At 72.8% G+C, this 12571-nt stretch carries 10 protein-coding genes; 4 read left to right on the top strand and 6 right to left on the bottom strand.

Annotation, left to right across the window (positions count from 1 at the left end; translation table 11 throughout):
• The first annotated feature begins 105 nt into the window (after positions 1 to 105).
• Positions 106 to 864 (top strand): PIG-L deacetylase family protein, encoded by a 759-nt coding sequence (locus ACQB60_RS20335; RefSeq protein WP_496927427.1) that lies wholly within the window; start codon positions 106 to 108, stop codon positions 862 to 864.
• A gap of 50 nt (positions 865 to 914) precedes the next feature.
• Here ACQB60_RS20335 and ACQB60_RS20330 read toward each other — a convergent pair whose 3' ends face one another.
• The 3 genes from ACQB60_RS20330 to ACQB60_RS20320 all read right to left on the bottom strand — a co-directional run bounded on the left by ACQB60_RS20330 (position 915) and on the right by ACQB60_RS20320 (position 4056).
• A complete protein-coding gene (locus ACQB60_RS20330; RefSeq protein ID WP_496927426.1) occupies positions 915 to 2099 on the bottom strand; it encodes a hypothetical protein in 1185 nt (394 codons plus the stop codon).
• 112 nt (positions 2100 to 2211) lie between these two features.
• Positions 2212 to 3123 (bottom strand): helix-turn-helix domain-containing protein, encoded by a 912-nt coding sequence (locus tag ACQB60_RS20325; protein WP_496927561.1) that lies wholly within the window; start codon positions 3121 to 3123, stop codon positions 2212 to 2214.
• A 123-nt stretch (positions 3124 to 3246) separates the two neighbouring features.
• Positions 3247 to 4056 (bottom strand): alpha/beta fold hydrolase, encoded by an 810-nt coding sequence (locus ACQB60_RS20320; protein WP_496927425.1) that lies wholly within the window; start codon positions 4054 to 4056, stop codon positions 3247 to 3249.
• A 186-nt stretch (positions 4057 to 4242) separates the two neighbouring features.
• Between ACQB60_RS20320 and ACQB60_RS20315 the strand changes: the two genes are divergently transcribed.
• Complete coding sequence (locus tag ACQB60_RS20315) at positions 4243 to 4893, top strand: maleylpyruvate isomerase family mycothiol-dependent enzyme (RefSeq protein WP_496927424.1); 651 nt, start codon at positions 4243 to 4245, stop codon at positions 4891 to 4893.
• Between the two features lie 822 nt (positions 4894 to 5715).
• Here ACQB60_RS20315 and ACQB60_RS20310 read toward each other — a convergent pair.
• Positions 5716 to 7041, bottom strand: a complete 1326-nt coding sequence (locus tag ACQB60_RS20310) for a phosphatase PAP2 family protein (protein WP_496927423.1) — start codon at positions 7039 to 7041, stop codon at positions 5716 to 5718.
• Between the two features lie 383 nt (positions 7042 to 7424).
• Positions 7425 to 8399: an AsnC family transcriptional regulator gene (locus tag ACQB60_RS20305; protein WP_496927422.1), complete on the bottom strand. Its 975-nt coding sequence runs from the start codon at positions 8397 to 8399 to the stop codon at positions 7425 to 7427.
• Between the two features lie 142 nt (positions 8400 to 8541).
• Here ACQB60_RS20305 and ACQB60_RS20300 point away from each other — a divergent pair, with 142 nt between their 5' ends.
• Entirely contained in the window at positions 8542 to 10047 is a 1506-nt protein-coding gene (locus ACQB60_RS20300) for a carboxylesterase/lipase family protein (RefSeq protein ID WP_496927560.1), read from the top strand.
• A 49-nt stretch (positions 10048 to 10096) separates the two neighbouring features.
• On the opposite strand, the gene ACQB60_RS20295 is transcribed toward ACQB60_RS20300, so the two are convergent.
• A complete protein-coding gene (locus tag ACQB60_RS20295; RefSeq protein ID WP_496927421.1) occupies positions 10097 to 11665 on the bottom strand; it encodes a monooxygenase in 1569 nt (522 codons plus the stop codon).
• Between the two features lie 65 nt (positions 11666 to 11730).
• Between ACQB60_RS20295 and ACQB60_RS20290 the strand changes: the two genes are divergently transcribed.
• On the top strand, positions 11731 to 12567 hold the full coding sequence (locus ACQB60_RS20290) for a TetR/AcrR family transcriptional regulator (protein ID WP_496927420.1): 837 nt from the start codon (positions 11731 to 11733) through the stop codon (positions 12565 to 12567).
• The last annotated feature ends 4 nt before the right edge of the window (positions 12568 to 12571 follow it).

Genomic DNA, 12571 nt, shown 5'->3' with positions numbered 1-12571 from the left:
TGCAGGGGGTGACGTACGATCGGCCTCCCTCTGTCCCGTAGGACGCGGCCTGAAGGCGCGTCCGAAAGGCGCGTCCGGAAAGCGCGTCCGGAAGGCGGTCCGTCCATGCCCGTGCCGAGCCTGCTCGCGGTCTTCGCCCACCCGGACGACGAGTCGCTGTCGGCGGGCGGAGTGCTGGCCCGGCACGCCGCCGCGGGCGCGCGGACCGCGGTCGTGACGGCGACCTGGGCCCAGGACACCCATCGCGCCGCCGAGTTGGCCGAGGCCCTGCGGATCCTCGGCGCGGGCACGCCGCGGCTGCTCGGCTACGCCGATGCGCGGGTGCCGGAATCCGCTCCCGGCCGCGCCCGGTTGTGCGACGCGCCGCTCGACGAGGCGGTGGGCCGGCTCGTGGCGCACCTGCGCGACGTCTGGCCGGACGTCGTGGTCACCCACGACGGCTACGGCGGTCTGCCCGGCCACCCCGACCACGTCCAGACCCACCGGCTCACCCTGCTCGCCGTGCACGCGGCCGGACTTGAGCAGCTCTACCCGGAGGCGGGTCCCGCCTGGCAACCCCGTGCCCTCTACCTGGCCACGCACCCGCACTCGGCCGTGCCGGCGCTCCGCGAGGTGATCGGTGCACGCAAGTCGGTGTACAGCGTGCCGGACGAGGACGTCACCGCGACCGTGGACGTCGCCCCCTGGCTGGAACAGAAGATCGACGCCGTCCTCGCGCACCGCTCCGAGGTGGAGCGCGGGGCCCTGCCGGGGGTCATCGCCGGGCTCTCTCCGCAGGCCCGGCGGCCGCTGTTCGCGACCGAGTGGTTCATCCGGCACACCCCGGCGGCCGTGGCCGGGAACCAGAGCGAACTCACGGTCTGAACCCCCCTCTCCGGCGCCTCGTCCCCGCCGTCCCCCTTCTTCCGCCTCCGCTACTTCTCCGCGTCGCGCGAGCGCCCGAACGCCTTCGAGAAGGTCCCGCGCAGGCCGCCCGACTTGGCCTGCCCCTTCCCGGACACTCCGGGGATGCCGGGCAGGGCGGGGAGCCCGGGGAGGCCCTCGCCGCGGGTCGCGTCGGCCAGCGCCGACTGCGCCGTCTCGGCGGCTTCCCGGTACTGGTCGCGGGAGGCGGTCATGGCGTCGAGCGCCTCGGCGTACTGGGTGACCATGGCCTGGGCGTGGGCCAGCTCCTCCTCGGGGGTGAGCAGGTGCCAGCCCTGGCGCAGCCGTGTCAGGGCCTGCTCGGCGGCCTCCGGCAGCGGGCGCGACAGCACGAGGAACTCCTTGATCCTGTCGAGGAGTTCGGTGGGCTCCGAGCCGTCCAGGAAGACGTTGCGCACGGTGAAGCGCTCCGCGTCGTACGCCGGTCCGGACGGTGTCGCGGGCAGGACCGGCAGCACGACGGCACCGCCGCGCGGCACCCGCAGCTTCAGCTCCCGCTTCATCGCGAAGTCGAGGATCTGGGCCTGCTCCGGCGTGCCCCGGTGCTCGACCACCCGGTGGCGCAGGCTCGGCGGCAGGTGCGAGGAGACGGGCCGCTCCCCCTTGGGGTCCGGCGTCATCGCCTCGTGCACCACGACGTGGACATACCAGCCCTGCCGGGTGACGTCCCGCAGCCGGTGACGCAGCTCGTCGTCGTCCTTGGGCAGATAGTTCGCCGCGCGCAGGCGCACGTCGGACACCATGTCGTGGTCCCAGGGGACCAGGTCGCTGTCCGGCCAGAAGATCGTGGCGGGCGAGGGCCAGTGGGCGTCCCACGCCCGCTCCGCCTCGGCGGCCAGGACCCACTGGACCCCCTCACCGTCCTTGCGGCGGCTCTCCGGGTCGTACGTGGTCAGCTGTGCGCGCACCGTCACCTCGTCGTCCACGCGCCAGCGCGCCTCGAAGAGACGGCGGGCGGACGGGCCGGGGTCGGCCGACGCGTCGCGCGGGTACAGGACGGTGGACCGGGCCGCCTCGACGGGGTCGAGCTCCGCGAAGTCGTCGAGCACCCCGGCCGCCTTGAGGGCGATCAGGTTGCGCCGGACGTCCAGCTCGGGCTCGGGCCCGAGGTGGCGCCCGCGCGCCAGCCACGCGGTGTCGGGGGCGGTGGTCACGGAAGTGCTGTTTTTGGTCATGGAGTCACTTGGTGAGTGGGCAGGACCTCACCAGTATGGGGCGCGATGCTGTCAAAGGAAGGGGCGCCCCGGCCAAGCCGTCCGCTTTGTCATGATCTTCTGCGTGGCTTGGTCACGCCCCCCGGCGCGGGCCGGGGCCGTGTCGGCCGCCCGCTGCCGGGCTCCCGGCCCCGGACTCCCGGGCCCCGGGTTCCGGTTTCCGGCTCCGGGGCGGCATCGTGCCCGGCCAGGCCACGTCGTCGATCGCGAGCCACGGCGCGGCAGCCACGCCCGTGGGCGTGAGCCCGGTGAACTCCTTGGCCTCGCGATGGAGGTGCGACTGGTCGACGTATCCGCACGCGGCGGCCACGCTCGCGGCGGCGTGTCCGGCCGCGAGCAGGTGGGCGGCATGGTCGAAGCGCACGAGCCGGGCGGCGCGTTTGGGCGGGATGCCGAGCTGGGCGCTGAAGCGGGCCGACAGGTGCTTGCGGCCCCAGCCGACCTCGTCCGCCAGGCTGTCGACGCGCACGCGCCCGCCGTGGCCGAGGGTCCGCCGCCAGGTGTGGGCGACCTCCGCGTCGACCGGCCGGTGCGCGGCCAGCCTGCGGCCGAGGATCTCCGCCGCGACATCGAAGCGTGCTTCCCACGACGCGGCGGCGCGCAGCCGCTCCTCGACCCGCCCGGCGTCGCGGCCCCACACGTCCTGGAGGGAGACCACCTCCCCGCTGAGCTCGGCCGGGCCGCCGAGCACCGCGGCCGCCACCAACGGCTGGAGCCGGATCTGCAGGCACCCGCCGACCCCGTGCCCGGCCACCCGCAGCTCGCCGGGGAGGAGTCCGACGACGACATTGCCGCGCTCGTACCGTCCCTTGCGTCCCCGGCTGTCGTAGACGGCGATGTCGGCCTCACCCAGGCCGAAGAGAAGGGTCACGGACGGGTGCGCGACCATGGCCAGGTCCACGTGCGCGGGGCCCGGGTGGCCGAAGCCCGCCATGCTGACCCCGGGCAGCAGCCGGGCCGGTCCGCGGGGGACGGCGATGTCCACGCGCCCCCAGTCCGGCGGCGCCCCCGCTGCCCGGTGCGATGCCCCCTGTGGTGCTTCTGTCTCGCTCTCGCTCTTCGACAGCACGTGTTCAGCCTAGACCTCGGTGACCGCGCGCGACCGGGGTCAGCGGTCGGCCGCCGCGAAGCTCAGCAGCAGTTCGCCGGTCACCTCGGGCGCTTCCAGCATCGGCAGGTGCCCGACGCCCGGGAGCAGTTCGACGCGCGCGCCAAGCACCGCCTCGTACTGGCGCGCCGACGAAGGCTCCCAGCGCGGGTCGGCGCCACCGAAGATCACGTGCACGGGGACGCCCAGCCCGGCGAGCCGTTCGGGCACGCTCCGTTCGGTGAGGTACGCGGCGTTCCCGCGCAGCACCGCCCGCGTCGTGCGGTACGTGATGGTTCGCAGGTCGCGGACCATGTCGTCCGGCACGCGCACGGGGCGCGCGGCCGTCGCGCCGATGCCCTTGCGGATCATCGCGTCCGAGCGCCGCGGCCACAGCAGCGGGCCGAGCGGCGGTTCCAACAGGGCTCGCAGGATCAGGGGTTGGGGCAGGAGCGCGTCGAGACGCGGCCCCGTACTGACCAGCGCCAGCGACCCCACCAGGTCGGGGCGGAGCTCGGCGAGCGCGGTGGCGACGTAGCCACCGCTGGAGTGCCCGGCCACGGCGACCCGCCCCAGGCCGAGCTCGTCGAGCACCGCCGCCACTTGGGCGGCCTGCGCGGGCACGTCGTACGACGCGGCGGACGGGGACTGGCCGCAGCCCGGCAGGTCCACCCGTACGACGTGGTGGCGGGTGGCGAGCGCGGGGACCACCGGCCCCCAGAAGGCGCCCGAGGCCCCCGATCCATGGATCAGCAACAGCGGAGGCGCCTGCCGCGGCCCGTCGTGGACCACGTGCATCGGGTGCGCGCGCTTGATGTCGTAGGCAGTCATGGGGTGATGGTGCGCGGGCCGCCACAGGCCGGTCTTGTACGAATGTCCGCCAGGACGCCAGGAGACTCCGTGACGGATCTCCGCCGTCCTCCTGGTCCTCTACATTCGGACGCGATCACTCAGCCGGATTCCGCCCGGATTGCGTCCGGAGGGCGTCCGGCGCCCCACCCCGGAGGTCACGCCCTCATGTCCCGCCCCGTCGACGCGATGGAGTTCGCCCGCGAGGAGCGTGCCGAGCTGGCCGCTCTGCTGGCCACGCTCACCCCGGCCCAGTGGAACGCGCCCTCCCTGTGCGCGGGTTGGCGGGTCCGCGACGTCATCGCCCACATGTTCAGCTATGACGGGCTCGGCCCCTTGGCTCTCATCGGCCGCTTCGTCAAAGGCGGCATCCTCCTCGACCGCGTCAACACCGTCGGGGTCGCCGCCTTCGCCGACCGCAGCACGGACGAACTCCTCGCCCTGGTGGCGGCCCATCCGCGGCCACGCGGACTGACGGCCGGATTCGGCGGACGCGTCGCGCTCACCGACGCGATGATCCACCAGCAGGACATCCGCCGCCCCCTGGGCCTGCCCCGCACCGCGCCCATCCCCGAGGAACGGCTGCGGTGCGTCCTGCAGTTCGCGACCATGGCGCCCCCGCTCCGGGCACGGAAACGCATCCGGGGCCTCACGCTCAGCGCGACCGACCTCGACTGGAGGCACGGGGACGGCCCCGTGGTGACGGGTACGGGTGAAGCACTCCTCATGGGGATGGCCGGGCGCACGGTCGTCGTCCCCGAGCTCTCCGGTCCGGGCCTGCCGACGCTGGCGCGACGACTGCGCGACGCGCCCGCGTGACGGACCCACGGTCCCCCCTCCGAGCCCTCCCAGCCCCCGCTCTCCCCTCTCCAGGCCCTCCCCTCTCGTTGACGACAAGTCCCTGACTTGCGGGTCCTGCCGCCCGCAGAAGGGGACATTCGCGGCCGTTCCGCGCCCCTGTCCCGGTGTTTCCTGAAATGGACCGGTCATCCCGGCCGGCCACGAGCACCACGTCACAGGGGATTCACCATGACCATCACCCACGAGGCACAGCTGGGAGCAGCGCTACGACATCCGGCACTACCGCGACGGCACGGGGACCGACCGCGTGCGGTGCACCTCGGACGGGGAGCCCATCGCGCCCCCGCTGCCCCGCCCCGTCCGCGAGAGCTGCAACAGCTGCAAGAGCACCGTCGTGCATCCTGCGCGCCGGGACCGTCGCGTCGGCGCGCGCCGCGGAGGACCACCGCCGCGTCAAGCCGCTGCACACCGGCCTCGGCCACAACCTGCTCGGGCTGCTGACCGGGCTGCGACAGGACCGCTGGCCGCACCCAGGGGGTCAGCGCCTGGGCATCCTCATCCCGACCACGCGTACCGACGAGGACTCGGTGGCGCGTGTGCTGCGGACGGTGCTCGCCGTCGCCGACGGACTCGGCAACCGCGACATCGCCGGACTCCTCGGCATGGCCGAGGGCACGGTCAAGACGTAGGTCTCCCGCGCCCTGCACAAGCTCGGCCTGGACAACCGCACGCAACTCGCCCTGCTGGCCAACGACCACCGCGGGCTGCTCGCCCGCGTCCTGGAGCGGGCGAGCACGTGATCCACGGCCCGCCCGGCTCCGGCCGGACGAGTCCGGGCTGTCAGACGAGTTCGGGCTGCGGCGTGGGCTGCACCACAGGCGCCAACTTCGGATCCCACTGCCGGGTCGTCCGCACGTAGGCGTAGATGACGGAGACCATCGCCAGAATGAGCAGCGGCCCGAACACCCACGGGTGGGTGGCCATCTGCATCGGCAGATAGCGGTACGACAGCAGCAGCGCGGCGAAGACCGCGGCGCCATAGGCGACCAGCTGAACTCCCGAACGGTCCCAGCCGCGCGTGATGGCGCGCAGCCCCGCCTCGATGGTGAGCGTGAACACCACGCCGGCGATGATGTCCGCGCCGTAGTGATAACCGAATCCCAGCGTGGCGCCGAGCGTCGCGATCAGCCAGAAGGTGCCCGCGAACCGCAGAACGCGCGGCCCCCTCCGGGAGTGAATGAAGATCGCGGTGGCCCATGCCGTGTGCAGGCTGGGCATGCAGTTGCGCGGCGTGATGTTGTTGAAGGGCATGTGCTCCGGGGTGGCCAGCGTGGGCATCGTGTCCGGCCACAGAATGCCCACCGCATAGTGCCCGCCGCCGCCGTCGCCGAACGCCTCACCGGTGCCGTACGCGAAGATCGGCCCGACCACCGGGAAGATCATGTAGATGGCCGGCCCTATCAGGCCGATCACCAGGAACGTACGCACCAGGTGGTGGCTCGGGAAGCGGCGCTCGGCCGCCACGTTGCGCAGCTGGTAGACGGTGACGCAGACCGCGGCCACCGCGAGCTGGATGTAGACCCAGTCCAGGACATGGGTGCCGACCGAGCCGCTGGCCTCGACCAGCCGCCCCACCAGCCACGACGGGTTGCCCAGCGCGTGGTCGGCCGTCGCCACGTACTGGTCGAGCACCATCGGGCGGGTCTTCGACGTGATCAGCAGCCAGGCGTCACCGGTCTTGCGGCCCGCCACGAGGAGCAGGCCGAGCCCGACGCCCTTGAGCAGCAGGACGCGCTCCGCGCCGGTGCGGCGCGTGACGGCGATGGCCGCGCAGCCCAGCAGGACCCACAGCGCGCCATTGCCGAACATCATCTGGGCGCCGACCGCCCACCGCACCAGGAAGAAGACGACGTCGATCCCGACGGCGACACCGAGCGCGATGAAGCGTTCCCGCCAGGTGAGCACCACCATCATCAGGCCCATGCTGGCGTAGAGCAGCGGACCCGACTTGGGGGCGAAAATCACCTCTCGCGCCTGATTGGTGATCGGCCCCGGCATGCCGTAGTGACGCGCGGCGACCTCCAGCGCAACGAGGAACCCGAGGGTCACCACGCTCGCCGCGGCCCACAGCATCACCCGCGGCTGACGCCACGCGGCACGATTCATTGTGGAGTTTTCACGCGCAGACGCCTGCGATGCTTTTGATATCAATTCTCTGGCCGATTTTTCGGTTGTAGTCGATCCATCCCCCTTCATGCCGGACAGCGTGGCTTTCCGGCGAAGGACGACCGCTGGCGGCGGCCGTGGCGAGTTGGATCATGCTATCGGAGGGGTTTGGGTGGGTTCCGCTGGTCAGGAGCGGCGTGAGGGTCAGTCGATCCTACGCGCCATGGGCCGCGGGCTCGGCGGCGGCCAGGAATCTCGCGTCAACCGGCAGCCGGGACGGGGAGGTTGACGGACCGCCGTTGACATGTCCGATACGGCCATCAGTTCCCCCTTGGTGACGAGTGCGCCCTCGGACAGATAGACGCCCCCGTCGGCGTCCCGGTTCAGCGGACGAGTCCGGTCCTCTTCACTCCGGTCAGGATCGGGGCGACCTCGGCGGTGGCGACGTGGCCGAGGGAGCCGAGGTTTTCGCTCATGAAGTCGTAGAGGGCATCGAGGTCACCGGCGGCGACGGCCACGAGCAGATTGGCCGGGCCGGTGGTGGCCGCGGTGAAGCGGACCTGTGGGTGACGGCTGAGCCGCCGCCCCGTCTCCTCCACTCCCCCGGGTGCGACGGTGAGCCACAGCAGCGCCTCGACGCGGATGCCCAGCCGAGCGAGATCCACTTCCGTCGCGAGCCGGAGCACCTGGCCGCCCACCAGGGCCGCCACGCGGCGCCGGGCGGTCTGGGCGGTGGTGCCCGCGCGGCGGGCGAGCTCGGTGTAGGAGGCGCGCCCGTCCTCGGTGAGCGCGGCGACCAGCCGCTCGTCGAGGGGCAGGAGGGCCGGGCGGCCGGGTCCTGCGGGCTGGGCCTGGCTGCTGCCCCGCAGGCTGGACAGCTCGCCCTGCGACAGCAGACCGCCGCTCCAGTCGAAGGCGGCCGGGAAGACCCGCAGGAGCACATACGAGGTCCACGACAGCACCGCGGGGGTGGCGGGAAGATCGCGCAGCAGCAGCGTATTGCGCGCGTCCGGACCGTCCAGGAACAGCACGGTGCAGATCTCGTCCCCGCCGCCCAGGACGTCCACCCAGATGGTGTCCGGGCGCCGGGCCAGGGTGGCGGCGATGGCGCGGATCCGGTTCGGCCGGCACCGGATCCGCAGGGCCAGCGGAATCAGACCGGGAAAGCACGCGGGATTGCGCACGGCGGTGGCACGCAGCGTCCCGTCGTGGAACAGCGGGCCCGCCCGGCGCACCACGGTGCGCTCCGAGATCTCCAGGACCCGGCCGACCGTGCGCCAGGAAGCGCGCGGGGCAGCGAGCAGCGCGGCGGCGATCCGGCTGTCCGTGTCATCGAGGGGATGGCGTGCTTTCTCCATGCGGCACGACTCTATGTCCGTCTTTCTCGATACAGAGGGCCTCTTCTGGCCCGGATGGTCCCCCACGGAATCAGATGGCCTCGCACGGATACGGAAGCGGAGGGAGACGCCTCCGCGCGCCACGACGAGAGGGGTGAGCACGGTGACGGGCATCGAGGGCCAAATCGTGGACACGGACCGGGGCAAGGTCAGGGGCGTGGTGGAGGGCGAGGCGATCGCGTTCCGCGGCATTCCGTATGCCGCGTCGCCGGTCGGTGCGCTGCGCTTCGTCCCGCCGCAGCCGCACCCGGGATGGGCAGGGGTGCGGGAGACGGCGCAGCCCGGTCCCGCCGTGCCACAGGCGGCCTCACGGCTCGAACCGGTGATGGGGCGCCGCGAGCCGGACTGGGACGAGGACGGCTGTCTGACGGTCAACGTCTTCGCCCCGCGGCGGGCGCTCTCGGACGGGGCGCCGCGCCCGGTCCTGGTCTGGTGGCACGGGGGCGGGTTCACCAGCGGTTCGGGCGGCTGGGACTGGTACGACGGGGCCCGTCTCGCCGCACTGGGCGACATCGTGGTGGTGACCGCCAACTACCGGGTGGGACCGCTGGGTTACCTGTACCTGCCGGAGATCGGCGCCGCGAACCTCGGGCCGCAGGACCAGGGCGCCGTGCTGCGCTGGGTGCGCGACAACATCACCTCGTTCGGGGGCGACCCGCGTGCCGTGACGGTCGGCGGGCAGTCGGGCGGGGCGTACTCGGCGCTGTGCCTGGCGGTCGATCAGCAGGCGTCGACGCCGACGTCGAGGCCGACGTCCGAGCTGGTCGCGCGGCTGCTGCTGCAGAGCGGCCCGTTCGGCCTGCCCCCGCAGGATCCGGAACAGGCGGCGGAGAACGCGGCGGCGTTTCTACGCCTGCTGGGTTTCGCGGACGGCGCGGACGCCGCAACGGCGCTGCGGGCGGCGCCCGTTGAGCAGCTGCTGTCCGCGTACGGCCGACTGTCGGCCCGGCTCGCCCGCCCGGGAAACGTCGCCCCGCCGATGTACCCGGTGCTCGGGGGCCCTGGAGTGCCCCGCGCGTGGCAGGCAGCGCTCGCGGACGGCGCACTGGCGGGCAAGCCGCTCCTGCTCGGCACGACCCGGGACGAGGCGACGGCTTTCTGCGCCTTCGACCCGCGGATCCAGAACCTCACGTCGGCTGCGGCGGTGGACATCCTCACCGCCCAGCTCGGCGAACGGGCGGCCACGACGCTCTACCAGCGGCATGCCGCCCGGCTCGACCAGGAGCTCAGGCAGACACATGAGCAGGCCACTCCGCCGCAGATCTTCACCGCGGCGCAGACCGACATGCTGTTCCGCAACGGCACTCTGGAGATCGCCAACCGCCACGCGGCTGACGGCAACCCGGCCTACGTCTACCAGTTCGACCACCAGCCGCAGCCGGACGAGCACGCCCTGGGCGCCACACACTGCGTCGAACTCCCCTTCCTCTTCAACACCTTCGACGCCTACCCGGGCAGCCCGATGCTGGGTACGCCGGGTGCGGCCCAGCGCGCCCTGGGGCGCCGCTTCGCGGGTGCGGTGGCCGAGTTCGTGAGGACGGGGGCGGTGAGCGACTGGCCGCCGTATGCGACGGCGACGGCGACGGCACGGGTACGCCACTTCGTTTGAGAGGCAGGAGCCCGGGTGGTCAGCACTCGGGTGGTCAAAGCTCTGGCAGTCAGCGCCCGCTCTTCGCCGGGCTGCCCGCCCACGCGGTCAGAGCCCGGGTGCGTTCCTCGCGCCGCGTCGGCCCGTCCTGGCTCCGGGTGGCCCAGGCGACGTGGCCGTCCGGCCGGATCAGGACCTCCGCGACCCCTTCGAGGGCGGGGTGCGCGTCGTGCCGGGCGACGCGCACCGGCCGGACGCGGGGCGCCCACCGCTCGGCCTCCCGCACGCCGCTGCCCCCGTCGAGTCCGAGCAGGACGAAGCACCCTTCATGGAGCAGGTCATAGACCCTCCCCGCCGCTTCCACCTCTGCTGCGCCTGACGCGCCTTCCTCACCTTCCGCACCCACCGCACCTACCGTGGCAGCGAGCGCGACATCGGGCATGCGTCGGCCGGTGAGCGGGTCTCCCTGCGACGGATAGGCCGTCCCGATCGCCGAAATGGCGTCGGCGAGGCGGCGGTTGACCTGCTTCATGCCCAGGAGGTCGTTGACCAGCGCGCGCAGCGCGCCGGCGGGACGCACGTACTGCGGTACGAGGGTGAGTTCCGCCAGCAGGGTCTGGATCTCGGTGTTCTCGGTGACCGCCTGCCCGACCGGATGGCGCTCGGCGTGATAGCTGTCGAGCAGCCCCGGCGGCGCCCAGCCCCTGACCTCGGCGGCGAGCTTCCAGCCCAGGTTCATCGCGTCCTGGAGCCCGGTGTTGAGCCCCTGTCCGGCCGCGGGGAAGTGGATGTGCGCCGCGTCGCCCGCCAGCATGACGCGCCCCGCCCGGTAGGAGTCGGCGAGCCGGGTGGCGTTGCCGAACCGGGACAGCCACTGGGGTTCGCCGATGCCGCAGTCGCTGCCGCAGGCGTCCTTGAGCGCGGTGCGGAACTCCTCCAGCGAGACCGGTTCCGTGGACGGCACCCGCATCCGCCCGGGGGCGATCACCACGAATCGGGTCAGTCCACCCTCCAAGCCGACGATCAGGATGCCGCTCGCCCGCGCCGCGTCCAGCGCGCCGGAGTCGGCGCCGACGACGGCGAAGTCACCCAGCATCCCGGTCAACGTCTCGTCGGTTCCCGGGAATCCGATCCCGGCCGCACGGCGCACCACGCTGCGCGCGCCGTCGCACCCGACCACGTACCGACTGCGCAGAGTCCGCGATGCCCCGGCCCCCCGCACATCGACTTCGACACCGTCGAAGCTGTCGCTGCCCTCCCGCACGCCGACGGTTTCGTGGCCGCGCAGGATCTCCACGCCGAGCTCTCGCGCCCGCTCCTCGAGCAGGGCCTCGGTACGGGCCTGGGCGAGCAGGAGCGCATAGCCGTGCCGGGAGTCCAGAACCGCGAAGTCGAGCTTCGTCTCCAGGCCGGCGAAGTGCCAGGCGGGCATGGTCCGGCCCAGGGCGAGGAAGCGGTCGGCGATGCCCCGCTGGTCCAGTAGCTCCACGCTGCGTGGATGCAGGGTCAACGCCCTTGATTGGAGCTGCGGTTCGCCGCGGCGCTCCACGATGAGCGTGCGCACGCCCGCCAGTGCCAGCTCGCAGGCGAGCATCAGCCCGGTCGGCCCGGCCCCGACGACGATCACCTCTGCGTCCACCCGCCACCACCCTCTCCATTTAGTGAACAGCGTTCACGTGAACGCTGTTCACTATATTGGGGTCCATGAGCCACTCGTCAAGCCCCGCAGAGCCGTCCCCTCGCACCGCTGTCCGGGGCCGTCCCCCGAAGCTGGACCCGGACCGCACCGTCACCACCGCGCTCGCCCTCCTCGACGAGACCGGCCTCGACGCGCTGACGATGCGACGCCTGGCCGAGGCGATGGGGGTACAGGCGGGGGCGCTGTACCGGTACTTCGCCACCAAGCAGGACTTGCTGACGGCGATGGCCGAACGCATGCTGGCGGGGCTGGCCGACCCGGCGGACGGCCACACGACGGCGCCCATGGGCGCAGGGCCGAGGGCGGGAGCGACGGGAGCGGCGGGAGCGGCGGGAGCGGCTCCGAGGGCAGGAGCGGCAGGAGCGGGCCCGAGAGCAAGAGCAGGAGCAGGAGCAGGAGCAGCGACAGACGCAAGGTCACGGCAGGACTGGGACGCCCAACTGGCCACCTCGGCGCATGCGTTGCGCGCAGCGCTGCTCCGCCACCGCGACGGCGCCCGCGTCTTCGCCGGCACCCACTCGACGGGCGGCAACACGCTCGGCTTCGCCGAGGCGGTGATCGGCACCCTGCGTGAGGCCGGTTTCGGCTCCGATGACGCGGCGCAGGCGATGCTGACGCTCGTGAACTTCACGCTCGGCCACACCCTGGAGGAACAGGCCGCCCTCGACGCCGACGGCCCGGCCGACGCCGAGCGCCTGCGCCAGGCCGTCGCCGAATCCGCCCTGCCCCACCTGACCGCGACCGTGCCCGTCATCACGGGCGGCGACTTCGACGCCCAGTTCGCGTTCGGCCTGCGGCTGCTGATCAACGGTCTGCGCGCGCAGGCAAGCTCCTCGACGTGATGAG

The sequence above is a fragment of the Streptomyces odontotermitis genome (assembly GCF_050510915.1).
GTDB lineage: Bacteria > Actinomycetota > Actinomycetes > Streptomycetales > Streptomycetaceae > Streptomyces.
Note: the sequence above shows the minus strand (reverse complement) of the source record. Positions and strands in the feature narration are given on the sequence as shown.

Excerpts from the sequence above, each read along its gene's own strand:
- ACQB60_RS20335 (WP_496927427.1), top strand. The coding sequence starts at position 106 with ATGCCCGTGCCGAGCCTGCTCGCGGTCTTCGCCCACCCGGACGACGAG.
- ACQB60_RS20330 (WP_496927426.1), bottom strand. The coding sequence starts at position 2,099 with ATGACCAAAAACAGCACTTCCGTGACCACCGCCCCCGACACCGCGTGG.
- ACQB60_RS20320 (WP_496927425.1), bottom strand. The coding sequence starts at position 4,056 with ATGACTGCCTACGACATCAAGCGCGCGCACCCGATGCACGTGGTCCAC.
- ACQB60_RS20315 (WP_496927424.1), top strand. The coding sequence starts at position 4,243 with ATGTCCCGCCCCGTCGACGCGATGGAGTTCGCCCGCGAGGAGCGTGCC.
- ACQB60_RS20310 (WP_496927423.1), bottom strand. The coding sequence starts at position 7,041 with ATGAATCGTGCCGCGTGGCGTCAGCCGCGGGTGATGCTGTGGGCCGCG.
- ACQB60_RS20305 (WP_496927422.1), bottom strand. The coding sequence starts at position 8,399 with ATGGAGAAAGCACGCCATCCCCTCGATGACACGGACAGCCGGATCGCC.
- ACQB60_RS20290 (WP_496927420.1), top strand. The coding sequence starts at position 11,731 with ATGAGCCACTCGTCAAGCCCCGCAGAGCCGTCCCCTCGCACCGCTGTC.